The sequence below is a fragment of the Nocardia ignorata NBRC 108230 genome (assembly GCF_001612905.1).
GTDB classification, from domain to species: domain Bacteria; phylum Actinomycetota; class Actinomycetes; order Mycobacteriales; family Mycobacteriaceae; genus Nocardia; species Nocardia ignorata.
In genome coordinates, this window is the sequence record NZ_BDBI01000054.1 from 1 (window position 1) to 25,357 (window position 25,357).

General features: G+C 68.9%; 19 protein-coding genes. 12 read left to right on the plus strand and 7 right to left on the minus strand.

All coding sequences use genetic code 11. From position 1 onward, the window contains the following. The 4 genes from dnaE to NI2_RS31760 all read left to right on the plus strand — a co-directional run. Nucleotides 1-2,673: DNA polymerase III subunit alpha (gene dnaE, locus NI2_RS31745; protein ID WP_067498790.1), on the plus strand; the 2,673-nt coding region annotated here is incomplete at its 5' end. Between the two features lie 272 nt (nt 2,674-2,945). Next, a complete protein-coding gene (locus NI2_RS31750) occupies nt 2,946-4,916 on the plus strand; it encodes a hypothetical protein (RefSeq protein ID WP_067498792.1) in 1,971 nt (656 codons plus the stop codon). Nucleotides 4,917-5,148: 232 nt separating this feature from the next. Next, nucleotides 5,149-6,900 carry a malto-oligosyltrehalose trehalohydrolase gene (gene treZ / locus NI2_RS31755; RefSeq protein WP_067498820.1) on the plus strand — a complete coding sequence of 584 codons (1,752 nt, stop codon included), beginning with the start codon at nt 5,149-5,151 and terminating at the stop codon, nt 6,898-6,900. A gap of 76 nt (nt 6,901-6,976) precedes the next feature. Further along, nucleotides 6,977-8,227: a serine hydrolase domain-containing protein gene (locus tag NI2_RS31760; RefSeq protein WP_067498794.1), complete on the plus strand. Its 1,251-nt coding sequence runs from the start codon at nt 6,977-6,979 to the stop codon at nt 8,225-8,227. A gap of 19 nt (nt 8,228-8,246) precedes the next feature. Here the strand turns inward: NI2_RS31760 and NI2_RS31765 are convergent, their stop codons facing one another. Further along, nucleotides 8,247-9,713, minus strand: a complete 1,467-nt coding sequence (locus NI2_RS31765; RefSeq protein WP_084477075.1) for an MFS transporter — start codon at nt 9,711-9,713, stop codon at nt 8,247-8,249. A gap of 143 nt (nt 9,714-9,856) precedes the next feature. Between NI2_RS31765 and NI2_RS31770 the strand changes: the two genes are divergently transcribed. Beyond that, entirely contained in the window at nt 9,857-10,453 is a 597-nt protein-coding gene (locus NI2_RS31770) for a TetR/AcrR family transcriptional regulator (RefSeq protein ID WP_067498796.1), read from the plus strand. Between the two features lie 9 nt (nt 10,454-10,462). Here the strand turns inward: NI2_RS31770 and ilvA are convergent, their stop codons facing one another. After that, nucleotides 10,463-11,815: a threonine ammonia-lyase IlvA gene (ilvA, locus tag NI2_RS31775; protein WP_067498798.1), complete on the minus strand. Its 1,353-nt coding sequence runs from the start codon at nt 11,813-11,815 to the stop codon at nt 10,463-10,465. 49 nt (nt 11,816-11,864) lie between these two features. Beyond that, entirely contained in the window at nt 11,865-12,299 is a 435-nt protein-coding gene (locus NI2_RS31780; protein WP_067498826.1) for a nitroreductase family deazaflavin-dependent oxidoreductase, read from the minus strand. A gap of 98 nt (nt 12,300-12,397) precedes the next feature. Here NI2_RS31780 and NI2_RS31785 point away from each other — a divergent pair, with 98 nt between their 5' ends. Continuing rightward, nucleotides 12,398-12,613, plus strand: a complete 216-nt coding sequence (locus NI2_RS31785) for a hypothetical protein (RefSeq protein WP_067498800.1) — start codon at nt 12,398-12,400, stop codon at nt 12,611-12,613. A gap of 4 nt (nt 12,614-12,617) precedes the next feature. Here NI2_RS31785 and NI2_RS31790 read toward each other — a convergent pair whose 3' ends face one another. Beyond that, on the minus strand, nt 12,618-15,482 hold the full coding sequence (locus NI2_RS31790; protein WP_067498802.1) for a helix-turn-helix transcriptional regulator: 2,865 nt from the start codon (nt 15,480-15,482) through the stop codon (nt 12,618-12,620). A gap of 157 nt (nt 15,483-15,639) precedes the next feature. Here NI2_RS31790 and NI2_RS31795 point away from each other — a divergent pair, with 157 nt between their 5' ends. Both NI2_RS31795 and NI2_RS31800 read left to right on the plus strand, forming a co-directional pair. After that, complete coding sequence (locus tag NI2_RS31795; protein WP_084457462.1) at nt 15,640-15,996, plus strand: nuclear transport factor 2 family protein; 357 nt, start codon at nt 15,640-15,642, stop codon at nt 15,994-15,996. A 28-nt stretch (nt 15,997-16,024) separates the two neighbouring features. After that, on the plus strand, nt 16,025-16,441 hold the full coding sequence (locus tag NI2_RS31800; RefSeq protein WP_067498806.1) for a hypothetical protein: 417 nt from the start codon (nt 16,025-16,027) through the stop codon (nt 16,439-16,441). Between the two features lie 36 nt (nt 16,442-16,477). Here the strand turns inward: NI2_RS31800 and treY are convergent, their stop codons facing one another. Genes treY through NI2_RS31815 form a run of 3 tightly spaced genes read right to left on the minus strand, consistent with a single transcriptional unit; the run spans nt 16,478 to nt 21,620 of the window. Next, nucleotides 16,478-18,898 carry a malto-oligosyltrehalose synthase gene (gene treY / locus NI2_RS31805; RefSeq protein WP_174552262.1) on the minus strand — a complete coding sequence of 807 codons (2,421 nt, stop codon included), beginning with the start codon at nt 18,896-18,898 and terminating at the stop codon, nt 16,478-16,480. A 7-nt stretch (nt 18,899-18,905) separates the two neighbouring features. Continuing rightward, nucleotides 18,906-21,026 (minus strand): glycogen debranching protein GlgX, encoded by a 2,121-nt coding sequence (gene glgX, locus NI2_RS31810; RefSeq protein ID WP_067498808.1) that lies wholly within the window; start codon nt 21,024-21,026, stop codon nt 18,906-18,908. Nucleotides 21,027-21,083: 57 nt separating this feature from the next. Continuing rightward, nucleotides 21,084-21,620 (minus strand): cupin domain-containing protein, encoded by a 537-nt coding sequence (locus NI2_RS31815; RefSeq protein ID WP_067498810.1) that lies wholly within the window; start codon nt 21,618-21,620, stop codon nt 21,084-21,086. Nucleotides 21,621-21,648: 28 nt separating this feature from the next. Between NI2_RS31815 and NI2_RS31820 the strand changes: the two genes are divergently transcribed. The 4 genes from NI2_RS31820 to bioD all read left to right on the plus strand — a co-directional run. Continuing rightward, a complete protein-coding gene (locus tag NI2_RS31820; protein WP_067498812.1) occupies nt 21,649-22,095 on the plus strand; it encodes a MarR family winged helix-turn-helix transcriptional regulator in 447 nt (148 codons plus the stop codon). A gap of 59 nt (nt 22,096-22,154) precedes the next feature. Beyond that, nucleotides 22,155-23,432, plus strand: a complete 1,278-nt coding sequence (locus NI2_RS31825; protein WP_067498814.1) for an adenosylmethionine--8-amino-7-oxononanoate transaminase — start codon at nt 22,155-22,157, stop codon at nt 23,430-23,432. A gap of 35 nt (nt 23,433-23,467) precedes the next feature. Continuing rightward, the gene (locus NI2_RS31830) at nt 23,468-24,619 is read left to right on the plus strand and encodes an 8-amino-7-oxononanoate synthase (RefSeq protein WP_243750164.1); all 1,152 of its coding nucleotides are present in this window, start codon (nt 23,468-23,470) and stop codon (nt 24,617-24,619) included. A 73-nt stretch (nt 24,620-24,692) separates the two neighbouring features. Beyond that, the coding region (gene bioD, locus NI2_RS31835; protein WP_067498817.1) for a dethiobiotin synthase at nt 24,693-25,357 on the plus strand (665 nt) is incomplete at its 3' end.

Genomic DNA, 25,357 nt, shown 5'->3' on the forward strand with positions numbered 1-25,357 from the left:
CCCTACGACGAGGTGTGGGAACACCGCGACCGGATGCCGATCTTCCCGGTCCCCGAAGGCCACACCCAGGCCAGCTGGCTGCGCAAGGAAGTCCTCGAAGGCCTGGATCGCCGCTTCCCCGACGGTCCGTCACGCGAATACCTCGACCGCGCCGACTTCGAGCTCAAAGTCATCTGCGACATGGGGTTCCCCGCCTACTTCCTCGTCGTCGGTGACCTCATCAAGCACGCACTCGAGGTCGGTATCCGCGTCGGCCCCGGCCGTGGTTCGGCCGCCGGTTCGCTGGTCGCCTACGCGATGGGCATCACCAATATCGACCCCATCCCGCACGGTCTGCTGTTCGAGCGATTCCTCAACCCCGAGCGCGTGTCGATGCCCGATATCGATATCGACTTCGACGATCGCCGCCGCGGTGAGATGGTCCGCTACGCCACCGAGAAGTGGGGCAGCGACCGGGTGGCCCAGGTCATCACGTTCGGCACCATCAAGACCAAGGCCGCGATCAAGGACTCCGCGCGAGTCCTGTTCGGCCAGCCCGGTTTCGCCATCGCCGACCAGATCTCCAAGGCGCTGCCCCCGCCGATCATGGCCAAGGACATCTCGGTCGCAGGCATCACCGATCCCGACCACGAGCGGTACAAGGAAGCCGCCGAGGTCCGCGAACTCATCAGCACCAACCCCGATGTCGCCAAGATCTACGAGACCGCGAAGGGGCTGGAAGGACTGATCCGCAACGCGGGCGTGCACGCCTGCGCGGTGATCATGTCCTCGGAGCCGCTCACCGACGCCATCCCGGTGTGGAAACGCGCCCAGGACGGCGCGATCATCACCGGTTGGGACTACCCGTCGTGCGAGGCCATCGGCCTGCTGAAGATGGACTTCCTCGGCCTGCGCAACCTCACCGTCATCGGTGACGCCCTGGAGAACATCAAGGCCAACCGCGGCATCGATCTCGACATGGACAACCTGCCGCTCGACGACCCGGCCACCTACGAATTGCTCGCCCGCGGCGACACTCTCGGCGTGTTCCAGCTCGACGGCGGCGCCATGCGCGACCTGCTGCGCCGCATGCAGCCCACTGGTTTCGGCGACATCGTCGCGGTGCTCGCGCTCTACCGTCCCGGCCCGATGGGCATGAACGCCCACAACGACTACGCCGACCGCAAGAACGGGCGGCAAGAAGTCAAACCGATCCATCCCGAGCTCGAAGAGCCACTGAAAGACATCCTGGCCGACACCTTCGGCCTGATCGTCTATCAGGAACAGATCATGCAGATCGCGCAGAAGGTGGCCGGGTACTCGCTCGGTCAAGCCGACATCCTGCGCCGCGCCATGGGTAAGAAGAAGCTGTCGGTGCTGGAAGAGGCCTATGCCGGCTTCCGCGAGGGCATGCTCGCCAACAACTTCTCCGAACCGGCCATCAAGGCACTGTGGGACACGATCCTCCCGTTCGCCGGTTACGCGTTCAACAAATCGCACGCAGCCGGGTACGGCCTCGTCTCCTTCTGGACGGCCTACCTGAAGGCGAACTACCCCGCCGAGTACATGGCGGGCCTGCTCACCTCCGTCGGTGACGACAAGGACAAGGCCGCGGTCTATCTGTCGGACTGCCGCAAGATGGGCATCACGGTGCTGCCGCCCGATGTCAACGAGTCGGAGCAGAACTTCGCCTCGGTGGGCAAGGACATCCGCTTCGGTCTCGGCGCGGTGCGCAATGTCGGCGCCAACGTGGTGTCCTCGATCATCGCCGCCCGCAAGGAGAAGTCGAAGTTCACCGACTTCTCCGACTACCTGAACAAGATCGACGCCACGGCCTGCTCCAAGAAGGTCACCGAATCCCTCATCAAGGCAGGCGCATTCGACTCGCTCGGGCATCCGCGCAAGGGCCTCATGCTGGTGCATTCGGACGCGATCGACGCGGTGATGTCGACGAAGAAGGCCGAGGCCATCGGTCAGTTCGACCTGTTCGGCGGCATGGACGACGCCGACGAGTCGATGGCGTCGGTGTTCAACGTGAAGGTGCCCGACGACGAATGGGAAACCAAACACAAGCTGGCCCTGGAGCGGGAGATGCTCGGCCTGTACGTGTCGGGCCACCCGCTCAACGGCGTCGAACACGTCCTCGCCGCCCAGGTGGACACCCCCATCCCGGCCATCCTGGAAGGCGACGTCAAGGACGGCGCGCAGGTGACCATCGGCGGGATCCTTGCCTCGGTGAACCGCCGCATCAACAAGAACGGCCTGGCCTGGGCCTCCGCCCAGCTCGAGGACCTGACCGGTGGCGTGGAGGTGCTGTTCTTCCCGCAGTCGTACTCGGTGTACGGCATGGACGTGGTGGAAGACGCCGTCGTGCTGGTGAAGGCCCGTGTCTCGGTCCGCGACGACCGCATCTCGCTGATCGCCAACGACCTTGTGGTGCCCGACCTTTCGGCGATCGGCGTGGCCAAGCCGGTGTCGGTGGTGATGACCACCCGCATGTGCACGCCGGAAAAGGTCAAGGAACTCAAGAAAGTCCTCTCGCGCCATCCAGGCACCTCCGATGTGCACATCCGCCACGTCGGCGCCAGGGAGAAGACCACTCTACTCAAGCTCGACGACGCCTGGCGAGTCTCACCGTCCTCGGCGCTGATGGGCGACCTGAAAGCACTGCTCGGGCCGGGCTGCTTGGGCTGAGCCCGATCATGTGATCCACCGCATCAGCCGTCACGTTCGCCGTCGTCGTCCGGTCCGAGGAGACGAGAGACCCCACCGGGGTCATGGCGAAGGACTACGCGGATGCGGTGGAGCAAAGCCGTCGGTGTGTTGCTCGCGGCGGCGATATGGCAGTCGGCCCCTTGCCCGATCAGGAGACCTGCCGAACTTCCGGACGCTAGTCGGTGCCGACACCCAGGACCCGGCGGGGTGATGGCCGGACAGGGGCGGACGGGCTAGCGTCGAGAGGCGTGATGTCTGTGACGCTGCTCGACTCGCCCCTGTCGACCGCATCGTCCGCTCGACAGATGTGGTCACGGTTGCCTGCACGTGCGGTGGTCGGCGTGGCCGCCGCGTTGATCCTCGCCCAGCTGGTTCTGCGGGGCTGGGTGGCGTTCTCCGGGTTCTTCTACTGGGACGACTTCATCCTTATCGGACAGGTGAGCAGGCACTCCCTGTGGTCGGCGGAGTTGCTGCTGACCAGTCACGACGGGCACGTGATGCCGTTGGCGATCGCGTTGACCTGGCTGGTGACGAAGGTGGCGCCGCTGAGCTGGCCCGTCGCGGCGGCGGTGCTCGTCGGGTTGCAGCTGCTCGCCTCGCTCGCGGTGCTACGGCTGCTCGTCGTGCTGATGGGATGGCGGGCGCGGCTGCTCGGTCCGCTGCTGTTCTACCTGTTCGTGCCCTTGACCGTGCCCGCGTTCGCCTGGTGGGCGGCGGCGGTGAACTCCCTGCCGTTGCAGATCGCGCTGGCCTGGGTGAGCGCGGACGCCGTCCAGCTGGCGCGGACGGGTAGGCGCCGGTACGCGGTATCGGGTGCCTTCGTCTTCGCCGTGGCCTTGCTGTCGTTCGAGAAGTCGATCGTCGTGCTACCGGTGGCGTGTGTGGTGGTCGCGTTGTCGGCGCATGTCGCGGGGCGACCGTGGCGCGATGCGGTTCGTCGCGGGGGAGCGCTCTGGGTGGCGGGCGGCGCCGTTCTGCTCGCCTGGGCCGCTGTGTTCCTGCTGGTCATCCAGCGCCCGCGCGGGCTGACCGGGCCCGAAGACCCCGGCGCACTGCTCAGCCGGGCGCTGTCGGACGGACTGGTCCCCGCCTTGTTCGGTGGTCCGTGGCGCTGGGAACGGTGGCAACCGGCCACGCCCTGGGCCGACCCGCCCGGCCTGACCGTCCTCATCTGCTGGCTACTGCTGATCCTGTTGGCGGTGTGGACAATTCGCTCACGGGCGCGGGTGACTGCGGTCTGGTTGTGTGCTGCGGGATACGCCATCGCGACCATCGCCCCGGTGATCGTGCTGCGCGACGGGCCCGGCACCGCCGCCCTGCTGCTCCAGTCCATGCGCTACTTCGCCGACTTCGCCGTGATCGCCACAATCGGCCTTGCGCTGATTCTGCAGGCACGGCGTTCCGCTGCCGCGCGGGAAGGTTCGTCACCCGACCGTCGCGGGTCCGACACGTCGGACGCTCGCCCACGCACCGCAGGCATGTTGCCGCGCAGCCGTTTCCGGTTCAGGACCGGCTCGATCGGAGGATCCCAGCCGAGCGTACGCCTGCGAACCGGCCCGACATCGCGCATCCCGAGAGACCTGCCCACCTCGACGCTGTTCGCGATACCCGCCGTCCTATTCCTGCTGAGCAGCGTCATCTCCACAATCACCTTCACCCGATCGTGGGAACCGAGCCCGGCGCGCACCTACATCACCGGCGTGCGCGCGGCCCTCCCGACAGCGACGGACGCCCCACTGCTGCCCCAGGAAGTCCCCTGGAACGTCTTGAACCCGTTGGCTTTCCCTCAGAACATGACGGACCACGTCCTCGCTCCGATCGCCACGTCGACTACCTTCGCCGCAGCCACCCCGAGGCTGCGGATGATCACCGACACCGGCGAGATCGTCGACGCGCACGTCTGGTGGAACCGCGCCATCACCCCCGGGCCGGAACCACAATGCGGCCACCGAGTGCGCGAAAGTACGTCGATCCCTTTGGACGGCCCCATGCAGATCCGCGACTGGACCGCCCAGATCAACTACCTCGCCGACCGCGACGGCCGAATCGCGGTGTCCTTCGAAGGCGACACCGAAACCGTCGCCGAGGTGCGACAGGGCCTGAACACGGTGTACGTCCGGCTGCTCGGCGGCGGCGACGCCCTGCGGGTCAGGCCGCTCGAGCCTGAACAGTCGCTGTGTGTGGGGGTGGGACCGGTCGGCGTCGCCGCCTTCCCGCGCTGACCGGACTACCCAGGATTCATGGCGCCCCGCGCAGGCATTTCTTGCCGAGTTGCGCGGCGGCCGGCACGAACGCGATGCCGCTACCCCCCGAGGCCACAACGACGTGGTCGCCCCGACCGCAGCGGCGACTGTGATCCGACTCGCCGGGTGCACCGAAGCCGACGCTGGGCATCGCGACCGATCAGCAATCGTTGCCCGGGCGTGCCGCCGCGTGCCGTGCGATGCTGACTCCATGAGGCAGTTTCGGGTGTGGGCGCCGGAGGCGAGCGCGATGCGACTGCAACTCGAGGGGGTGGTTCACCCCATGCGCCGCAACGGCGGCGGCTGGTGGTCGGTGCGGGCCGATGCCGACCAGGGCGCGGAGTACGGCTTCCTCATCGACGACGACCCGACGGTGCTGCCCGACCCGCGCTCACCGCGTCAGCCCGACGGCGTCCACGCCCTGTCCGCCGTCCATGATCTCGACACCTCCGTCTGGACTGATCAGTCCTGGACCGGCAGGCAACTGGCCGGCTCGGTGTTCTACGAACTGCACATCGGCACCTTCACCCCGGAAGGCACCTTCGACGCGGCGATCGAACGCCTCGACCATCTGGTCGAACTCGGCGTCACCACCGTGGAACTCATGCCGGTGAACGCCTTCGACGGCACCCACAACTGGGGTTACGACGGTGTGCTCTGGTACGCGGTGCAGGAAACCTACGGCGGCCCCGACGGCCTGCAACGTTTCGTCGACGCCTGCCACGCCCGAGGTCTCGCGGTCTGCCTCGACGTGGTCTACAACCATCTCGGCCCCTCCGGCAACTACCTCCCACGCTTCGGGCCCTACCTCACCACCGGCCGCAACACCTGGGGCCAGAGCGTGAACCTGGACGGCCCCGGCTCCGATGCCGTGCGCCGCCACATCATCGACAACGCCCTGCGCTGGTTGCGCGACTTCCACATCGACGCCCTGCGCCTCGACGCCGTCCACGCCCTCGTCGACCACACCGCCACCCACCTGCTCGAAGAACTCGTCGTCGAAACGACCGCGCTCTCAGCACATCTGGGCCGCCCACTGACCCTCATCGCCGAAAGCGACCTCAACGACCCACGCCTGATCGCCCCCCGCGCGGCAGGCGGCTACGGTCTGACCGGTCAGTGGAACGACGACCTCCACCACGCCGTGCACACCGCCGTCTCCGGCGAAAGGCAGGGCTACTACGCCGATTTCGGCTCCCTGGCTTGCCTGGCGCAGACCCTCACCCACGGGTTCTTCCACGCCGCAACCTATTCCAGCTTCCGTGGCCGAACCCACGGCATCCCGATCCGCCGCGATCTGATCCCCGGCAGCGCCCTGCTCGGCTACACCTGCAACCACGACCAGATCGGCAACCGCGCCGTCGGCGACCGCCCCAGCGACTACCTCACCCCCGGCCAACTGGCGGTCAAAGCGGCTCTGGTGCTGCTGTCCGCGAGTACACCGATGCTGTTCATGGGCGAGGAATGGGGCGCGCGCACCCCGTTCCAGTTCTTCACCTCCCACACCGACCCCGTCATCGGCGCCGCGACCGCCGACGGCCGCCGCGCCGAGTTCGCCGCACACGGCTGGGCCACCGACGACGTCCCCGATCCCCAGGACCCCGCCACCTTCACCCGCTCGAAACTCGACTGGACCGAACGCCGCCGTGAACCGCACGCCCGGCTACTGGCCTGCTATCGCGCCCTGCTCGCCCTGCGCAAGTCGAGGCCCGAGTTCGGTGATCCCTGGCTGGAACGGGTCTGGGCCGACTACGACGAGAGCGCCCGCTGGTTCGTGCTGCGACGCGGTCGGATCTCGGTGGTGTGCAACCTGTCCGAGGACGAGGCGGTGATTCCGGTGTACGGCCGGGTGCTGCTGGCGTGGGCACCGGCGACAGAAAACGAAGGGGGAACCCTTGTTTCGGGTCACAGTTTCGTCGTGCTCGAAGAAGGGGAGGGCACGGGGACCGTGGTCACCGACTGATCTCAGGCGGCCACAGCTCGGCCACGGTGCGCGTGAGATCGTTGCCGAAGCGACATAACGGTCGTACGGTTGAGCAATGAGCAACGAGGCTTACGGGCAGGACAGTGCTGCCCTTCCGACCGGTGTGGGCGGTTATGCGCCGGCCGGTTTCGGTCCGCTGGTGCGCGCTTTCGCCGCCCTGATCGGACATCGGCGCGACGCGGGCGGCGCCATCGCGATCTACCGGCACGGCGAACCCCTGGCACACCTGTGGACCGGCAGCGCGGGCGACCAGCCCTGGTCGGCGAACACCGGTTCGATCGTCTTCTCGGCGACCAAGGGTGTCACCGCCACCGTCATCCACCGCCTCGCCGATGGCGGGCTCCTGGATTACCAGGCGCCGGTCGCCGAGTACTGGCCTCGCTTCGCCGCGCACGGCAAGGGCGCGATCACCGTGGCCGACGTGCTCACCCACCGTTCCGGGCTGTCGTCGCTGTCCCCGATCGCCGACAGCGCCCAGGAACTGCTCGACCACGAGCTGATGGAAGACCGGCTGGCCATGGCCAAGCCCGACCGGCTGCTCGGCGTCCCGACCTACCATGCGCTCACCTACGGCTGGCTGCTGGCTGGCATCGCGCGCTCGGTCACCGGTCGCAGCATGAGCGACCTCATCCGCACCGAGGTCACCGACCCGCTCGGTGTCGAGGGCTTCCACCTCGGCCGTCCGGCGGCGGGTTCGTCGACCGAGTACGCCCGCCTCGCGGGCACCCACCTGCGCCTGGCCGGGCACCCGGTGGCCGCCGGTTTCCTCAACCGGGTGGGCTTCCGCATCCCCGGCGCGCTCGGTGCGGCGGCGCGCTGCCTGTATCTGACCGGTCTCAACGGCATTCTCGACGGTGAGGACCCGCCGATTCTCGACACCGAGATGCCCGCGGGCAACGGCGTCGCCACCGCTGCCGGACTCGCCCAGCTCTACGCGGGCCTGGCCGACGGCATCACCCTCGACGGGTCACCGTTCCTGCGCCCCGAAACGCACAAGCTCATCCGGCGCGTGCAGACCTACCGACTCGACCACGCCCTGTTCTACATGCCGATGATGTGGCGTCTGGGCTACCACTCGATGCCGGCGCCCGGTGCGCACACGGCCTTCGGCCACATCGGTCTCGGCGGGTCGTTCGGCTGGGTCGACCCGCGCTCGGGTCTGTCGGTCGGCTTCGTCCACAACCGCCTCGACCAGGCGCTGCTGGCCTACGACCAGTTCGCCATGGGCTGGCTGCTGCCGCTGGTGATGTCGGGCGTGCGCGCCACCCGCGACCGCGGGCAGCGCATCGACCGGGCCGCCGCCTAGTCGATGCCGCCCTTGCCGGTTACTCGGCGAGGGCGCCGGCGAGGTCCGGTTCACGGTCCGCGCGTACGGAGGCCGCGACCGGTGGCTTGCTCTGCGGGATGAACACCGCGACCACAGCCGCCAGCGCGATGGCGCCCGCGGCCAGCCAGAAGGCGGTGGTGAAGCCCGAATCCGCGGGCAGCGCCGTCCCGGCGACGACACTGCCCGCCAGCACGGTGGCCGCAACCTGCGACCCGATCGATGACCCCACCGACCGGATCAGCGCGTTGACGCCGGTGCTCTCGGCGGTCTTCTCGGCGGGCACCGCGGACATGATCAGATTCGGCATGGCCGCCATCCCGAGGCCGATGCCGACGAACGTCACGATCGTGAACCCGATGACAGCTCCCTCGGAGCCGTGCGCCAGCGCCAGCGCCGCGAAGCCCGCGGCGGCGGTGAGCGCGCCGAGGACCAACGGAACAGCGGCGCGGACCCGACCGACGAGACGCCCGGCGACGACCGCGGCCGCCAGCATGGCGATCGAACCGGGGATCATCAGCAGACCCGACCCGGTGGCGTCCATGCCGAAGCCGTAGTCGCCGGTATCGGGGGTCTGGGCGAGCTGGGGGATGAGCGAGAACACCGCGAACATGCCCGCGCCGAACAGCAGCATGGCGATATTGGTGATCAGCACGGTCGGACGCCGCAGCACGTGCATGTCGATCAGCGGTTCGCTGATGCGGGTCTCGAAGGCGACGAAACCGATCAGGACCACCAGGCCGCCGAGGATGAGGCCGAGGGTGCGCGCATCGGTCCAGCCCCACGTCGAGCCGCGGCTCAGCGCGAGCAGCGGCATGGTGAGGCCGATGCTGAGCAGCGCGATGCCTGCGAAGTCGATCCGCGTGGGCGTCGGGATCGACCGCTCCGGCACCCGCAGCACGCCGACCAGCGCGATCGCCGACATGATGGCGCCGGACCAGAAGACCCACTGCCAGGACAGGTGATCGATCAGCAGGCCACCGATGAGCAAGCCGCCACCCGCGCCGATCCCGGCCAGCGCCGAGATGAGACCCAGTGCGCCGCCGCGCTTCTCAGCGGGAAACGTGTCGCCGATGATGCCGTAGCACAGCGGGAAGATGCCACCGCCCGCTCCCTGGACGACCCTCGCGGCCACGAGCACCCAGATCGAAGGCGCCAGCGCCGCGGCCACGCTGCCGAGCGCGAAAAGGCCGAGCGCGATGACGAGCAGCCTCTTCTTGCCGTACATGTCACCGAGGCGGCCGAAGACCGGGGTGAGGATCGCGGCCGAGATCAGGTAGGCGGTGAGCACCCATCCGACATCTGCCGTGCTCGCGTGCAGTTCGTGGCCGAGGATCATGATGCCGGGCACGATCGCGGTCTGGGCGAGCGCGAACGCGGCGGCGGCCAGGGCGAGGAACACGAGATTGGTGCCGAGTCCCCCCGAGTCGTGCGGGGCTTCGGACTCTCGGGTCGTCTGATCAATCATGGGGAGCTCACGCCTCCGTGTGGTTCCGCGCGGTAAATGGACCTTGCAGTCCGTATCGAGAACTATACTGGACTCTGGAGTCCGTTTATTGAAGAGGGTGAGGCTGTGATCGCCATGACCGTCCGATTCGGCACAATCGCAGGGTGACTGCTCCCGAGTGCGACCCGACGACCGACCACGACGTCGACTGGTCCACCAAGCGATCAGATGCCAGGCGCAATCACGAGCGCGTGGTGGCGGCGGCCGTCGAAGTGTTCGCCGAACACGGCATCGAAGCCACGATTCCGCAGGTCGCCGCCCGCGCCGGCGTCGGCAAGGCGACCGTGTACCGCAGCTTCCCGACCAAGGACGCGCTGGTGCAGGCGGTGGCGCAGTATCAGCGCGCCTGGTTCCACCGCCGCGGCCTCGCCGCCCTGGAACAGCTGAACGCCGGCGGTGACCCGTTGACGATCCTGCGCGACCTGCTCGCCGAAACCGTCGAACGCCTCGCCAACGACCGGGCCCTCGCCGAAGCCCTGCCCGAGACCGAGAAGCCGTCGCCCGCGCGGGGCGAGGAATCGTTGGAGTCGATCATCCTCGCGGGCCAGCGGCAAGGCGTGATCCGCGAGGACGTCACGGCCCGCCACGTGCGCGTACTGCTCGGCGGTGTCGCGGGCAGTCTGTTCCGCCAGCAGGAACGCGACCCCGAGCAGTGGCGGATCTACGGCGAGCTGATCTTCAACGCCGTGAAGAAAGCTTGACCGGGCTCACTACGTGAGGTAGCGGTACGCGGGCGAGCCCGGCTCCAGGCGCTCCGCCTGGATCGGCGATTCCTCGATGCGGTGCAGCAGCGAGGCCAGGTCGTCGGTGGCACCGAGCTCGATGCCGACCAGCGCCGCCCCGGTCTCGCGGTTGTTGCGCTTGACGTACTCGAACATGGTGATGTCGTCGTCGGGCCCGAGGACGTCGTCGAGGAAGCGGCGCAGCGCACCCGGTTCCTGCGGGAAGTCCACCAGGAAGTAATGCTTGAGCCCGCGGTGCACCAGGGACCGTTCGATGATCTCGCCGTAGCGCGACACATCGTTGTTGCCGCCCGACACCAGCACCACCACGGTGGAGCCCGGGTCGATATCGATCTCGGCCAGCGCCGCCGTCGCGAGCGCGCCCGCGGGCTCGGCGATGATGCCCTCGTTCTGGTACAGGTCGAGCATCGCCGTGCAGATGGCTCCCTCGTCGACCTGCATCATCCGGAAAGACGCTGTGCCGGTGGGGGATTCGGTGGTGGTGAGCAGCGGGAGCGAGGCGTGCGACACGACCCGGCCACCGAACGACGCCGCCGCCTGGTACGGCAGGTCACCGATGCGGCGCACGGCGGCGCCGTCGACGAACGGGTCGATCTCAGGCAGAGTCACCGGACCGCTCGCCACCAGCGCCGCCGTCATCGAGGCCGCGCCCGCCGGTTCCACACCGAGCAGACCGGCGCCCGGCGCGCGCTCGCGCAGGTAGGTGCCGATGCCGGCGAGACAGCCGCCGCCGCCGACCGGCACGACGACGAGATCCGGTGCGGTACCGAGTTGTTCGAGGAATTCGGCGGCGATGGTGCCCTGGCCCGCCGCGGTGCGCGGGTCGTCGAACGGGGGAACCATGGTCGCGCCCGTGCGGGCCACGTCGTCGGCGGCGGCCGCGGCGGCCGCGTCGTAGGTCTCGCCGACCGCGATCAGTTCGACGAACTCGCCGCCGTGCACGCGGATGCGGTCACGCTTCTGCTTCGGGGTGGTCGTCGGGACGTAGATCCGCCCGCGCACGCCCATCGCGTGACAGGCGAAGGCCACGCCCTGGGCGTGATTGCCCGCGCTGGCCGCGACCACACCGGCGGCGCGTTCGGCGTCGGTGAGCTGCACCATCAGGTTGTAGGCGCCGCGCAGCTTGTAGGAGCGCACGGCGGTGAGGTCTTCGCGCTTGAGATACACCTGCGCGCCGGTGCTCGCCGACAGGCGCGGGCTGTACTGCAGGGGTGTCGGCTCGATGATGTCGGAAATTCGCTGCGCGGCCGCATCGATCTCGTCCGCGGTGAGCGGCGGACGGGTCAGGGAAACTTCGGCGACGTCAACGGTGGAGGACACCCGACAATGCTACCGAGGCAGCCACGGGTGTCCGGCGTCGGCGGGTCGGTCAGCGGGGCGTCAGCACGAAGACCGGAATCTCCCGGTCGGTCTTCTTCTGATATTCGGCGTAATCGGGCCAGACCTGCACCGCGCGGTCCCACCACAGCGCCTTCTCCTCGCCGGAGACCTCGCGGGCGGTGTAGTCCTTGTTGACCGCGCCGTCGCGCAGCTCGACGTGCGGTTCGGCCTTGATGTTGTAGTACCAGACGGGGTGTTTCGGGGCGCCGCCCAGCGAGGCCACCACGGCGTACTCGCCGTCGTGTTCGACGCGCATCAGTGGTGTCTTGCGCAGCTTGCCGGTCTTCGCGCCCTTGGTGGTGAGCAGGATGACCGGTTTGCCTTGCAACGAGGTGCCCTCGGCACCGCCGGAGGCCTCATAGGCCTCCGCCTGCTCGCGCGCCCAATCGGAAGTGCTCGGTGCGTACTCTCCTGTCAGTGGCATGACCAGCACAACGACACTCCCGCCTGTGATGTTCCCGACCCCACCCCGACGGCGAGGTTTCGGTGGACCGAACTCTTGTTTGCGCCTATCCTGTGTGCATGGCAGTGGTGACCCCATCGACAGCATCCGCGACGGTCGACGTCGCCGGCGTCGCGTGGCCGGTCTACAAGCTCGAGGCGCTGGTCGCCGGGCTCGTGGTCGCCGCGCTGCTCCTGCTCGTCGTCGGATCGCCGCAGGTCGCCGTGCTCGCCGCCGCATCGGTCGCGGCCCTTCGCTGGGTCGTCGGCGCCGCGAGCGCACATTCCCGCAGCTGACCGGTCACTCGAGGTCGAGCGAGCTCAGTTCGCCACGCGACACCACACCGAGTTTCGGATAGGCCTTGTACAGGTGATGTCCGACCGTGCGATGACTGAGGAACAACCGCGCGGCGATCTCCCGATTCGACAGTCCTTGCGCGGCCAACCGGACGATCTGTGATTCCTGTGGTGTGAGCAGGCTCAACGGTCCGTCGTCGGCCCGGGCGGTTGCCCCCACGCCCAGGGCGCTCAACTCGGTTCGTGCTCGTTCGAGCCAGGGCGTAGCGCCGAGCCGATCGAAGACGTCGGCACATTGCTCGAGTTGCGTGCGGGCATCGACTTTGCGTTTGTCCCGACGGAGCCATTCGCCGTAGAGGAGGCGGGTCCTGGCCTCCTCGAAAGGCCGGTTGCCGAGGAGGGCGGTGCGGAAATGCGGTTCGGGATCCTCTGCCAGCAGCGCCCGCCCACGTGCCGCCAAGGCGGCGATCCACTGCTGCTCGGCACGCTCCGACCACTCGATGAGCCTGGTCAGGGCCTCGTTCGCGCGGTCGGGGGCGCCGAGGCGGACGGCGACTTCGATCTGGTCCGGCAGCGTGCGCAGGCCGATCACGTGGTGCCGCGCGGGTTCGATCGTCATGTGTTCGAGTTCGGCCTGCGCCCGGTCGAGCTTGCCCTCGCCGAGCGCGAGCAGTCCCCGAGCCGCGTGGGCCCAGGACGCCCCCACCGCCATCGGCCCGCCGAGTTGATCGGCTACCGCCTGCTCCGCCTCGGCGTGGCAGCGCTGTTCGTCGCCGTGCAGCGCCGCCAGGTAGGCGAGGAAGGCATGCAGCTGGCTGACCCACTGTGCCTGTCCGATATCGCGGGCGATCCCCAGCCCTTCCTCGGCGGCGATCCGGCTCTCCCGTGGCCGCCCACCGAACAGCTGGCATTCGGCACGAAAGAACAGCAGCGGCGCGAGCAGGGCGATGCGCCCCTGCTCCCGGCACTCGGCGATGAGTTCGGCGGCCACCTCGTCGACCTGGTCGTCCTGTCCGACGACGAGCCCACTACCGCACAGCTGCACCAGGTCGGCGGGGTTGTCGGCGCCTGCGGCGCGCGCGGCGTCGACCACGGCACGCAGGTCGGTGGTGCGCCTGCCCGACACCGAGCCGGTCAGATAGCGCGCGATCGGAGTGGCCGGGTCGTCCTCCGCCAACCGCAACGTCGTCAGGAACCCGGCCACCTCGTCGAGCTCGGCGGGACCGAGATACCAGGCGGTATGCACCGCCCTTGTCAGGATGCGGGCGGCGGTTTCCGGATCGTCCGTGCGCGCCGCACGGGCCGCCGACATGAAGCGCCGATGCGCGGAACCTGGTGTGCCCGAACCGAAATCGGCTTGCGCCCGCACCAGCTCGAGCCGCTGTTCGTACTCGCCACCACCGGCAAAGGCGCCCGCGCGCTCGGCCAGCCGCGCGGCCTGCTCGGTGAGCCCGGCCTCGGTAGCCGTCTCGGCGGCCAGTACCAGCCGCCGCACCCGCGCCGCACTGTCGACGCTCAGCGCCGCCGCCCGCTCGTACGCCGCGACCGCCCCGTGAAAGCCATTGCGTCGACGCGCCCGATCGGCGGTGTTCTCCAGCCCGGCGGCGGTCTCTTCGTCGGGCCCAGTTGCCGCGCAAGCCAAATGCCAGGCCCGCAGATCGGCGTCGTTATCGTCGAAAACTGCCCGAGTGCCGAACCCGCTCGAACCTCCGGCACCGTTCTCCGAGTCGCCGGGGCCAGTCGTCGAGCAGTCGGCATCGATCACCGAATCGTCGGTGGCACTCATCGAGCTGGTGGCACCGGTACCGCCCGGCCCAGCGGGTCGAGACGCCGCGGCGTGCCCCGCCGGGGGCGGATGGGCCGGCGGTGCGTAGGCGGCGGCGAGTGCGCGGTGGGCGGCGAGTCGCTGGGTCAATGCCGCACCCTGGTAGACCGCCGAGCGCAGTAGCGGGTGGCGCCAGGTGAGTCGTCCGCTGTCGAGGTCGATCATGTCCGCGTTCTGCGCCGGTTGCAGGTCCGGCAGTCCCGCACCGAGGGTGGTGGCGGCCTGCAGCACTCGCCCGATATCCGCCGTGCCCGCCGCGGCGGCGACCAGGAGGACGGTGCGGGCGGCGGGCGGAAGCTTCGTGATTCGGCTGTGGAAGGCCAGTTGCAGGCGCTGGGTCAGGGGGAGCGGGTTGGCCGCATCCACATCGCTGTCGCCGACGACCGACGGAAGTTCGAGCAAGGCAAGCGGATTGCCGCCGGATTCGGCGAGCAGCCGGTAGCGGGTGGCCGGTGACAACCGCGTCGTGCCCGCATCGAGTAGTGCGGCGGCGGCCTCGGGCGGCAGACCGGTCAAGGTGAGCTCCGCCAGTCCGGGTGCCGGGAAGTCATCGGGACCGGTGCGGGCCGCGAACAACATCACCACCCCCTCGGCATCGAGCCGGCGGGCGGCGAACAGCAAGGCGTCTGCGGTGGCCTGGTCCAGCCAGTGCGCGTCGTCGACGATGCACAGCAGCGGGCCGTCGGCGGCTTCCTCGGCCAACAGCGTCAGCACCGCGAGGCCGATGAGCATCCGGTCGGCCGGTGCGTGCTCGCCGAGGCCGAAGGCCGCCTCGAGTGCGTCGCGCTGGCGGGGCGGCAACTGCCCGACCAGTTCCATGCCCGGTTTCACCAGCAGATGCAATGCGGCGAAGGGCAATTCGGCCTCGGATTCGATACCCGCGCTTCGCACTGTCGGAAGGCCCTGTGCCGCAGCGTAATCCAGCAACGCTGACTTCCCGATTCCCGCCTCACCGCGGATCACGAGGGCCGCGCTGCGCCCGGCACGCGCACCGGCGAGCAGGTCGTCGAGCATGGCCTGTTCGGCGTCGCGTCCGTGCAGCATGTGCTCAACCGTATCGCCGTACCGGCGATGACAGTAGCCGCGTCGCGAAAGTACCTATAGGCGACTGATTCGCCGACCCCCACTCGACCCATAACGTTGGTGTCATCGCACAGACAACGAGCGAAACACCAGCTCAGAGACTATTTCGGAGGTCGAGATGAACACCGTCGTCGCACAGTACCTGGAAGCCTGGAACACCCGCGAGCCCGGCGCCCGCCGCTCCGCCGTCGCCCGGCTGTTCACCCCGCAGGTCGGCTACGTCGACCCGATGGTCGCGGTGAACGGACACGCCGAACTCGAAGCCGCCATCGCCGGCGTGCAGACCCAGTTCCCCGACTGGACCTTCCGGCTGGCCGGCCCGGTCGACGCCCACCACGACCAGGTCCGCTTCACCTGGGGTCTCGGCCCCGCCGACGGTGACGCCGTGGTGATCGGTTTCGACGTCGCCGTCCTCGTCGACGGCCGCATCGACCGCGTCTACGGCTTCCTCGACCACGTTCCCGCCGCCGCCTGAAACCCCTTCACACACCAGGAGTTCCGCCATGACCACCGCCACCCGCCCCGGCCGCCTGTCCGCCTTGCTCACCTCGGGTGAGAACCTGCTCCGCCTGTCGCTGCGCACCGATGCCGTCGTCACCGGCGCCAACGGCATCGCCTACCTCGCCCTCGCGGGCCCGCTCGAGCGTCTGCTCGGCCTCGACAGCACCGCGAGCCTGGCGATCGGCGCCTTCCTCACCGCCTACGGTCTGGCCGTCGCCGTCATCGGTGCCAGGTCGCCGATCAACCGGACAGCCGCGGCCGGTGTCGCGCTCGGCAACGCCGCCTGGGTGCTCGCCAGCCTCGCCGCGGTCGTCACCGGCGCCCTGAACCTGACGACGGTCGGCGCCGTGTGGGCCGTGATGCAGGCGATGACGGTCGGCGCCTTCGCCGCCCTGCAGTACCTGGGCCTGCGACGCTGAACCGGACGCGGGATCGCCGAGGCGGTCCCGCGTTTCTCAGCGCACCAGCAGCGCGACCGGCAACCGGGTGAACAACGTGTCCAACCGCACGGTGCCCGCATAGGTGTTGCCGGTCAACCTGTCGGTCCAGGTGCCTTCGGGCAGGGGCAGGGTGGTGTCGGTCCACCCCGTCGCGGCCAACCCGACCGAATGCCGGGTGGCCGCGACGATCACCTCGGGCGACTCCCCGGCGGGCCCGCGCCCGTAGGCGACGAGCCGGTGCGCGTGCTCACCGACCGCGTAGAACGGCCGGTACATCCCGCCGACGAAGCATTCCGGCCGCTCCCGCCGCAACCACAGCGCATAGGCGACCACCCACATCTTCGCCGCCCCTGTGGTGTCAAGAGTCGGTGTGTCGGTAAGTGATTGGAGCATCCCTGCCCGCACCGCGAAGTTCACCGGCCGCCGGTTGTCCGGGTCGACCAGCGAGTCCTCCCACACCTCGGTGCCCTGATAGATGTCCGGAATCCCCGGCGCGCACAGCTGCAGCAGCTTCTGCGACACCGCGTCCGACCAGGCATGCGGTGCCAGCTCGTGGGCCAGATCGCCGATCCCGGTGCCGACCGGCCCGTCGATCACCGCGTCGAGCCAGGCGTGCACCGCCGACTCGAACTGTGCGTCGGGTTCCTCCCACGACGTCTTGGTCCCCGCCTCCCGGATCGACTTCTCCGCGAACAGATGCAACCGGTCACGCAGCCCCGGCACCGACGATGCGGGCCGCCCGTCGGCAGGCCACACCCCGAACATGTTCTGCAACAGGAACAATGCCGTGGCACCGTCGGGCGCCGGGGTGGTTTCGAGCCAGCCGCGCACCCGCTCCGACCAGAGCTCGGCCACCTGCGAGAGCACACCGATCCGGGCGCGCACATCCTCGCCGCGCTTGGTGTCGTGCGTCGACAGCGCGGTCATGGTCGCCGGCCAGCGCTGCGAGCGCTCACTGTTGGACAGGTGGAAATCGTTGACCGAGTGGCCGAAGCGCGCCGGGTTCCCACCCACCTCCTGCAGCGACACCAACCGCGCACCCTGATAGAACATGGTGTCCTCCACCGCTTTCGCGGTGATCGCGCCGCACACCTGGTTGAACCGCGTCGCCGCCTCCCCGCCCACGGCCAGCGCCGTCACCAGCACCGACAGCGGCGCCGTGAGCTCGGCATTGCGCTTCTCCACCTCCGCGACCACCGCCGCGGTCATCCCGGCCAGCGGCGCGTAATCCACCCGGTACACGGGCATGAACGCCAGCACCTCGATGGTCGCGTTGCTCACGGCGAGGGTGTCGAAACTGCCCGCGTTGCCGTCGCGTTTGATCGCGGCGACCAGCCGCCGGATCTCCGGGGCCAGAATGGTTTCGGCGACCGCCCGTTTGATCCGGTGCTCGGTTTCACCGAACCAGGCGCGATCGCTGCCGTGCCCGGCCACCTGCTGTGACAGCTCGGTGAGCGCGGGTTCACCGGCCGGATCGATGAGCACCCCGCCCACGTCGGCCAGTGCGTCGTACCCCGTCGTGCCGTCGATCGGCAGAGTGGCGTCGAGCGGTTCACGATTGGCCAGGATCTTCTCGACCAGCAGCAACCGCTTGGGCCCGATCAGACGACGCAATCGCGTGAGATACGCACTCGGATAGGCCAATCCGTCCGGATGGTCCACCCGGACACCGTCGATCAGGTCGTGCTCGCACCAGGCGGCCAGCTCCCGGTGCGTCGCCTCGAACACCTCCGGGTCCTCCTGGCGGACGGCGGCCAGGCTGTTCACCGCGAAGAACCGTCGATAGGTGCACACGCCGGCCTTCCAGCTCACCAGCCGGTAGTGCTGGCGGTCGTGGATGCGCAGCGCGTTGTCACCGTCGGTGCCGGGCGCGATCGGGAACCGCAGATCGTGCAGCGCGAGCATGGGTTCGGGACCGGACCGGTCGACGGTGAGCGCGGCCGGGTCGTTCTCGTTCTGCAGTACCGGCAGCGCCAGCCGCCCGCCCGCACCGTTGCTCGGACTCCAGTCGATGTCGAAGTACTTGGCGTACGGCGACTTCCGGCCCAGCCGCAGCACATCCCACCACCACGGATTCTGCTGCGGATCGCCGACTCCGACGTGGTTGGGCACCAGATCGACGATCAAACCCATTCCGCGACTGCGCACTTCGTCCGACAGTGCCTTGAGCCCGGCAGGCCCGCCGAGCGCGGCCGACACCGTGGTCGGATCGGTGACGTCGTACCCGTGCGTCGACCCGTGCGCGGCGGTCAGGATCGGGGACAGGTACAGATGCGAAATCCCCAGCTGCTGCAGGTATTCGGCAATCGCCCGGGCATCGCCGAAGGTCAGCGCGTCGGGACGCAACTGGAGGCGGTAGGTGCTGCGCACCGTGCTCGGGCGGATCGGCGCGCGGTGCAGCCGGGTCAGGGGATCGGTCACGTAGGTCTCGGTCATCGTCTCGCTAGGCGGTTCGGCGCAATACGAGCAGGCAGCGGCTGGGCACGGGCAGCACCGTCGCCGCCGCATGAACGGCTTCGGCGGCACCGGTGGGGGTCGAACAATCCAGGGCGAGCGCCCATTCGGTGCCGAATTCCGGCCCGGGCAGCACGAAATCGAGCGCTTCGTCGTGCGCATTGAAGCACAGCAGGAACGAGTCGTCGCTGATCCGTTCCCCGCGCGGGCCGGGCTCGGGAATGCCGTCGCCGTCGAGCAGCACGGCGAGGGATTTGCCGAATCCGCTGTGCCAGTCGCCGGTGGTCATCTCCGCCCCGGCGGGCGTGAACCAGGCGATCTCACGGCGATGCCCCTCGCCGTCGGCCGGGCCGGGGGCGAGGAAGCGGCGGCGCCGGAAGATCGGATGCTCGGTGCGCAACGCGATCACCGAGCGGGTGAATTCCAGCAGGTCCGCGTTCTGCTGCGCCAGCGACCAATCCATCCATGCCAGCGGCGAGTCCTGGCAGTACACATTGTTGTTGCCGAGCTGGGTGCGGCCCATCTCGTCACCGTGGGCCAGCATCGGGGTGCCCTGGCTCAGGATCAGCGTGGCCAGCAGATTGCGCTGCTGACGCGCCCGCAGTGCCTCCACCTCGGGGTCGTCGGTCGGCCCTTCGACACCGCAGTTCCACGAGCGGTTGTGGCTTTCGCCGTCGCGGTTGCCCTCGCCGTTGGCCTCGTTGTGTTTCTCGTTGTAGGACACCAGGTCCCGCAAGGTGAATCCGTCGTGCGCGGTGATGAAGTTGATGCTCGCGCCGGGTCGTCGACCGGTCGGCTCGTACAGATCCGACGACCCGGTGAGCCGCGAGGCGAACTCACCCAATGTCGCCGGTTCACCACGCCAATAGTCGCGCACCGTATCGCGGTACTTGCCGTTCCATTCGGTCCACAAGCTGGGGAAGTTACCCACCTGGTAGCCACCCTCGCCCACGTCCCAAGGCTCGGCGATGAGCTTCACCTGACTCACCACAGGATCCTGGTGCACCAGGTCGAAGAACGCGGAAAGCCGGTCCACATCGTGCAATTCACGCGCGAGCGTCGCGGCGAGGTCGAAACGGAAGCCGTCGACGTGCATATCGAGAATCCAGTAGCGCAGCGAATCCATGATGAGCTGCAGGGTGTGTGGATGACGCACATTGAGGCTGTTGCCGGTTCCGGTGAAATCCTTGTAGTGCTCGGGGTTGTCGTCGTCGAGCCGGTAATAGGCGGCATTGTCGATACCGCGCAGGCTCAGAATCGGCCCTAGATGATTGCCCTCGCCGGTGTGGTTGTAGACCACGTCGAGAATCACCTCGATGCCCTCGGCGTGCATCGCCCGCACCATCGCCTTGAACTCGGCGACCGCGGCGTCCCCGGTGCGGCGGGAGGCGTACTCGTTGTGCGGGGCCAGATACCCGATGCTGTTGTAGCCCCAGTAGTTTCGCAGTCCCTGATCGGTGAGCACGTGATCGTGGAAGAACTGGTGCACCGGCATCAGCTCGATCGCCGTGACGCCGAGCGCTTTCAGGTGCCCGATGATCGCCGGATGCGCCAGCCCCGCATAGGTGCCGCGTAGTTCGTCCGGGATGTCGGGGTGCGTCATGGTCATGCCCTTGACGTGCGCCTCGTAGATCACCGTCTCGTGGTACGGCCGGTTCGGCGGCCGGTCGTTGCCCCAATCGAAGAAGGGGTTGATGACCACCCCGGTCATGGTGTGGCCCAGCGAATCCAGGCCGTAGGTGTAGAGCGAGGGATCGTTGACGAACTCGCCGTCGAAGGCCTTGCCATACGGGTCGAGCAACAGTTTGCCGGGATCACAGCGCAGCCCCAGCTCGGGCTCGTAGGGCCCGTCGACGCGGAATCCATACCGCTGACCGGGAACGACCGAGGGCAGATAGGCGTGCCAGACGTAACCGTCCACCTCGTCCAGATCCACCCGCGTCTCGGACCCGTCCTCGCCGATCAGGCACAGCTCCACCCGGGTGGCCACCTCGGAGAACACCGAGAAGTTCGTGCCCCCGCCGTCGTAGGTGGCGCCGAGCGGGTAGGCCGTGCCCGGCCACACGCTCAGCGGCGTCACCTCACCGGTTCGGTCGTTGGGGCTCGACATGCTACGACAGTAGAGGAATCCGCGTGCTGACCGCGCGTGCTCGCGCTGGGTGCTGCGTCACCCCGCCATCAGCCGCCGCGCGTAGCCCGTGCGCCGGGCCAGCGCGGCGAGCCCGCCGAAAACCCACCGCTGCAGCTGCGCGGGCGGACCGGCCAGGTAGCCGTCCTGGTACTCCCACAGCAGCGCGAGCGCCAACGGATTGCGGGGCAATCGCTGCTCGGTGGTCTTGTTCGCGTTGTCCAGCCCACTCCAGAACTCGAACATCTCCCAGTGCCGCAGCGGCGGCCGGATCACGTGGTCCATCACCGTGCCCTCGGCCTCGTTCCAGAATTCGTGCACCGCACGCGGCGGTGCGGTGACGGTATCGCCCGGTCCGGCGACGATGTCGGCGCCGTCGATGCGGAAGCGCACCTGCCCGCTGCGGATCGTCCACGTCTCGCTGATCTCGGGATGCCAGTGCGGGCCCGCCTGCCTGCCGGTGCGCGGCAGCTCGTGTTCGAGCCGGAGATAGGCGCCGTGCTCGTCGGCGCCGCGGTCGACGAGCGTGACCCGATGCCCGTTGCGGAAGGTGAGGACGGTGCCGGTGCGTGCCATATCCAAGATATAAAGGTAACCTTCCTATATGTCAAGGTCTACGCTGCTGAAACTCCTGGTCCAGGCCACCGACGCCTACGAACGGGAACTCGACAATGCCCTGCGCGCAACCCTCGGCACGGAACTGCGACCCGCGCACTACGCGGTCTTCCGCTATCTGGCGCCGAACGGCTCGCGGGTGACCGCCCTGGCCGAGTCGGCCGGGATGACCCAGCAGTCGATGGGGGAGCTGGTCGCCCATCTCGAACGCTGTGGTTATGTCGAGCGCATCGCTGATCCCGCCGACAAACGCGCACGTCTGATCGTGCCGACGGCGAAAGGCCGCGATGCCCTTGCCGTGGCCGCGCGGGAGATCCGGCGCATCGAGGCCGCCGTCGCCGGCGAGCTGGGCGCCGACGCGCTCGGTGATGTCCGCGCGGCCCTGGCCCGGATTCCCGGTGCGGTCGCGAGTCTGTCCGCCGTCGGCGACAGGTGATAACTTGAACAGCGTTCAAGGCCGTCGCAGGCGGCACCGGGCAACGACGAGGACACGCTGTGGACCTGACCCCCGAGCAGATCACCGCCCTGGACGCCGACCATGTCTGGCATCCCTACGGCGGTTTCCCGGCTACGACCGAACCGCTGGTGGTGGCGAGCGCGGCGGGCACCCGGCTCACCTTGGCCGACGGCCGTGAACTCGTCGACGGAATGAGCTCCTGGTGGGCGGCCGTGCACGGCTACCGGCATCCCGTGCTCGACGAAGCTCTCTTCGCGCAGTCGCAGCGGATGAGTCACGTGATGTTCGGTGGGCTCACCCACGAACCGGCCGCCCGCCTCGCACAGCTACTCGTCGAGATCACTCCCGCGGGCCTGGACAAGGTGTTCCTCTGCGACTCCGGCTCGGTCTCGGTGGAAGTGGCCGCGAAGATGTGCCTGCAGTACTGGCGGGCGCTCGGCCGTCCGGCCAAGAACCGCCTGCTGACCTGGCGCGGCGGCTACCACGGCGACACCTTCACGCCGATGAGCGTCTGCGATCCCGAGGGCGGCATGCATGCGCTGTGGACCGATGTCCTCACCGATCAGGTCTTCGTGCCCGCGCCACCGCGTGAATTCACCCAGGACTACGTCGCCGAACTCGAACACGCGATCCACACCCATCGCGACGAGGTGGCCGCCGTCATCGTCGAGCCCGTCGTGCAGGGCGCGGGCGGTATGCGCTGGCACGATCCGCGCTACCTCACCGAGCTGCGGCGCATCTGCGACGCCAACGACGTGCTGCTCGTCTTCGACGAGATCGCCACGGGTTTCGGCCGCACCGGCGCGCTCTTCGCCGCCGACCACGCCGGGGTGGCCCCGGACGTCATGTGCGTGGGCAAGGCGCTGACCGGCGGCTATCTCACCCTCGCCGCCGCGCTGTGCACCACCCGCATCGCCGAAACCATCAGCGCCGCGCACGGCGGCCTGATGCACGGACCGACCTTCATGGGCAACCCACTGGCGTGCGCGGTCGCGGTGGCCTCGATCGAACTGCTGCGCTCGCGTGATTGGCGCGGTGAGGTCGCACGGATCGAAAGCGAGCTGCGCGAAGGTCTCGCGCCGATCGCCGAGCTGCCGGGGGTCGTCGACGTGCGTGTGCTCGGGGCCATCGGCGTCGTCGAACTCGCCGAACTCGTCGACATGCGCGCAGCCACCGACGCCGCGGTCGACGCGGGTGCCTGGCTGCGTCCCTTTCGCAATCTCGTCTACACCATGCCGCCGTTCATCAGCAGCTCCGCCGATATCGCCTCCATCACCGGCGCCGTGCAAGCGGCCGTGAAAGCCTCGATCCGATGACCGGCCTGAACGGTGTTCAAGTATCCTCCTCAGCTGTGACTACGGATCCGTTGAGCTGGCTGGACGAACGCGCCACCGCGCGCACCGCCGCCGGGCTGCGCAGGCACCTGCGCGTGCGCGAACCCGAGCAGGCGAGCATCGACCTCGCCTCCAACGACTACCTCGGCCTGGTACGTCACCCGGAAGTGATCGAGGGCGCCATCGCCGCGGTCCGCCGCTGGGGCACTGGCTCCACCGGTTCGCGGCTGGTCACCGGGACCACCGCCGAACACGAGCTGCTGGAAACCGAACTGGCCGAATTCGTCGGCGCCGAAGCGGGTTTGGTCTTCGCCTCCGGTTACGCCGCCAACCTGGGTGTGGTGACCGCCCTGGCCGGGCGCGACAGCTTCATCGTCTCCGACGCGGGCAGCCACGCCTCGCTCGTCGATGCGTGCAGGCTCTCCCGTGCCAGGATCGCCGTCGCGCCGCACCGCGATGTCGCCGCCGTCGACCGGCTGCTGGACGAGCGCGTCGAGGAGCGGGCGCTCGTCCTCACCGACTCGGTCTTCAGCGCCGACGGCGACCTCGCGCCGCTGGCCGACCTGCACCGGGTCACCCGGGCCAACGGCGCGGTCCTCGTCGTCGACGAAGCCCACGGGCTCGGCGTCCGCGGGGCGGGCGGCAGGGGATTGGTGCACGAGCTGGGCTTGGCGGGTCAACCCGACCTCGTCATCACCGCCACCCTGTCGAAGGCGTTCGCCGCCCAAGGCGGAGTAGTGCTCGCCGACAACAGGATTCGTGCCCATCTCATCGATGCCGCCCGCACGTTCATCTTCGACACCGGCCTGGCACCCGCTGCCGTCGGCGCCGCCCGCGCAGCTCTGTCACTGCTGCGCCGCGACCCGGCGATGGCCACCCGCGTCCTGGACCGCGCGGCGGACATCGCCCGCGTCGCGGGCGTGCCCGAACCGACCTCGGCCGTGGTCTCGGTAGTTCTCGGCGACGCCCAACGCGCTTACGACGCCGCACAGGCGTGCCGAGCGCGCGGGCTCGAAGTCGGCTGTTTCCGTCCGCCGTCGGTCCCCGAGGGAACTTCGCGCCTGCGACTCACCGCCCGAGCCGATCTCACCGCGGCCGAGCTGGACACCATCGCCGAAGTGCTCGGCGAAGTCCTGGCCGAGGCACGTGGGGACGCGCTGGTCGTCTGACGCGGTCGCCCGCCCGAGCCTGGGCAGGAAGGGAACGGTTCGGTGATGAACCGAGGATTGGTGAGGTAGCGAGATGGGTGTTCTTCTGATCAGCGGCACGTCGACCGATGTCGGCAAGACCGTGGCCACGGCCGCGGTGGCCGCCGCCGCGTCGGCCGAGGGCCGGACGGTCGCGGTGTGTAAACCAGCCCAGACCGGCATCGCGCCCGGCGAACCGGGCGACCTCGCCGATATCACCCGCCTGACCGGCGTCACCCGCACCCTCGAGCTGGCCCGCTACCCGGAACCGCTTGCCCCCGACACCGCCGCCCGCCGAGCAGGCATGCCCTTGCTGACGCTCGCGGAGACGGTCGCGGGTATCGAGACGCTCACCGACGCCGACCTGGTGCTTGTCGAAGGCGCGGGCGGGCTGCTGGTCCGAATGGGGGAGTTCACCCTGCTCGACCTCGCCGAGAAACTCGGCGCCCCCGTTCTGGTCGTCGCTGCCGCCGGCCTCGGCACCCTCAATCACAGCGAACTCACCACAAGAACCCTTGCTGCCGCGGGAGTGCGCTGCGCCGGGCTCGTCATCGGCGCCTGGCCCGATGAACCCGACCTCGCTTCCGAATGCAACCGCGACGATCTGCCCCGGATCACCGGGACACCGTTGCTCGGCGCCATACCCGCAGGGGTGGGACAGTGGGACCGCGACCGGTTCACCGGTGCGGCTCCGGGCTGGTTCGACCAAGATCTGAAAAA

Bases quoted from the DNA above. Each gene is read 5' to 3' on its own strand.
- NI2_RS31750 (WP_067498792.1), top strand. From the start codon at position 2,946: ATGTCTGTGACGCTGCTCGACTCGCCCCTGTCGACCGCATCGTCCGCT.
- treZ (WP_067498820.1), top strand. From the start codon at position 5,149: ATGAGGCAGTTTCGGGTGTGGGCGCCGGAGGCGAGCGCGATGCGACTG.
- NI2_RS31760 (WP_067498794.1), top strand. From the start codon at position 6,977: ATGAGCAACGAGGCTTACGGGCAGGACAGTGCTGCCCTTCCGACCGGT.
- NI2_RS31765 (WP_084477075.1), bottom strand. From the start codon at position 9,713: ATGATTGATCAGACGACCCGAGAGTCCGAAGCCCCGCACGACTCGGGG.
- NI2_RS31780 (WP_067498826.1), bottom strand. From the start codon at position 12,299: ATGCCACTGACAGGAGAGTACGCACCGAGCACTTCCGATTGGGCGCGC.
- NI2_RS31785 (WP_067498800.1), top strand. From the start codon at position 12,398: ATGGCAGTGGTGACCCCATCGACAGCATCCGCGACGGTCGACGTCGCC.
- NI2_RS31790 (WP_067498802.1), bottom strand. From the start codon at position 15,482: ATGCTGCACGGACGCGACGCCGAACAGGCCATGCTCGACGACCTGCTC.
- NI2_RS31795 (WP_084457462.1), top strand. From the start codon at position 15,640: ATGAACACCGTCGTCGCACAGTACCTGGAAGCCTGGAACACCCGCGAG.
- NI2_RS31800 (WP_067498806.1), top strand. From the start codon at position 16,025: ATGACCACCGCCACCCGCCCCGGCCGCCTGTCCGCCTTGCTCACCTCG.
- treY (WP_174552262.1), bottom strand. From the start codon at position 18,898: ATGACCGAGACCTACGTGACCGATCCCCTGACCCGGCTGCACCGCGCG.
- glgX (WP_067498808.1), bottom strand. From the start codon at position 21,026: ATGTCGAGCCCCAACGACCGAACCGGTGAGGTGACGCCGCTGAGCGTG.
- NI2_RS31815 (WP_067498810.1), bottom strand. From the start codon at position 21,620: ATGGCACGCACCGGCACCGTCCTCACCTTCCGCAACGGGCATCGGGTC.
- NI2_RS31820 (WP_067498812.1), top strand. From the start codon at position 21,649: ATGTCAAGGTCTACGCTGCTGAAACTCCTGGTCCAGGCCACCGACGCC.